A 1,810-nucleotide genomic window follows, 5' to 3' on the forward strand; every position below is an offset into this window, starting at 1 on the left:
TGATGACGCAAACAGTGTTTGGCTATTGTTAGTTGACTCTTTTCTGAGCATTCTTCCCAGAATTGATGAATATAACCCCGGTACTCTTTAAGGCAAACCAAACAAAGAAAAGCTTTGTAACGTCGCATTGCAACCAGGGGCAGGCCCTCTGTTTTCAGAGATGAGATTGAGTTGTTTTGTGCACTGTCTCTACTGGCCTCAGGAATCTCCTTCCAGCAATCTTCATGCTCATCCGTGCTGTTGGCATTGACTCCAAAGTCTATGTATTGATCATTAGATTCAGGGGACAGAACAAGATTAATAACATTTAGCATCAACGCCAAAACCGCTTCACGGGAATAATCATTATCTGCGACGCTACGGAGGTTAAATAATTCTTCAAATGGCTCACCTTGCAGCCCCTCATAATTTCCTTTTTTCAGAAAGATGGCTCTGAAATCAAAATAAACATCTTTGAGATCTTTGATTTTGCAATCATAGAATTCCCGATTATTCTCAACAAAATTTATTGCATTAGTAATATTCTGAAAGTCAATCTCAAACAGTCCATTAATAATTCCAATAAGTTGCTGTGGATAAAAACTCTTGATTTCATCAATATGTCGGGACAGAATTTCCCGACTTAAATCATCCAGCGGTGCTGAGCCGAAGCGTAGACAAGAATTTTTCCCCATCACCTGCAGCCATTGTTCCAGATTGAACTCATTGTTCTCATTAACACACGATTCATATAGAATTCGGGAAAGCTGGCATGTACTTTCAAGTACCAGACCATTCTTACTACCCGGAATGAAAAAACGAGCATTGTCTAATACCGATGTTGAAAGCCGCTCACCTTCAAAAGAACATTTGATGAAAAGGCCATCTTCAACAATGGCACTGTTAAACAGTTCTGTATTGAGTTTACACTCCTCAAATGAAACGGATTGCAACACTGTCCCCTTCATTGAACAGCCGCTGAAATCAATCCCGGTTAACTTATGTGGCCATCCTTTCAGCTTAAAACCATCCAGGGAATCCAGCTTGCCCTCCAGCAGTTGTGGGTTTTGCTCAAACAACAACTGTATGCGCTCTACACCACAAATCTTGACGAGACTCTGGATGCCTTTGTGAAACGGGCTGTCTTTACAGGTTAACTCATGGTAAAGAACTGACCAGGATTGTGGAAAAAGCTGTTCCAGCGGGCGCCCGTCGGGCCAGTGGCTAAAACGTTTCCTTAGCATACGCAACAATCGCCCGTGGCTTTCGGGAGAACTCATCTCAAGCATGTTCAACTCATCAGACAAAGACACAGGATTGGAAAAACGGGTCTCTTGTGACTGACAATGCCGAACCACACTTTGATAGTCGTCGGCTGAATGCGTAATGGTTTTCTCATTACGGGCAAAGGCATCCAAACCAAGGAATCCCGACCTGATTTGGCTTTGATCTCTGTAAATTTGTGCATCCAAACGGCCGAGTGTTGCAGAATTCAAGCGCATACACATGACCCCACCACGACTTTGCCTGGATTTATCCGCCAGTTCCTCCTCCATAACTCGGGAAAATGCATATTCGGTGTCGCATTTCATCCTGCGTGTCGAAATATTCCGATTCGGTTCCATCCCGATTTGAGTACGTCGTTCAAAGGAGCTCAGGGCACTTTCATTTTCCAGAATATCGGTCACAATCTGTTCATTGTTCCGTCGCCGCGATGCAGAATAGTTTATATCGTGCCCGGGGCAGAACTTTCTGGCGGGGCTTGCCGAAATGCCATGGGGCAAACCCGAGCGGTAATGCACCAGACGTCCTGCGCGAATACGACAATGGA

At 44.3% G+C, this 1,810-nt stretch carries 1 protein-coding gene; it reads right to left on the reverse strand.

All coding sequences use genetic code 11. From position 1 onward, the window contains the following. The coding region (locus tag KDK16_RS13060; protein ID WP_257276459.1) for a hypothetical protein at positions 1-1,781 on the reverse strand (1,781 nt) is incomplete at its 3' end. Positions 1,782-1,810: the final 29 nt, after the last annotated feature.

This window comes from Endozoicomonas sp. SESOKO4 (genome assembly GCF_024606275.1).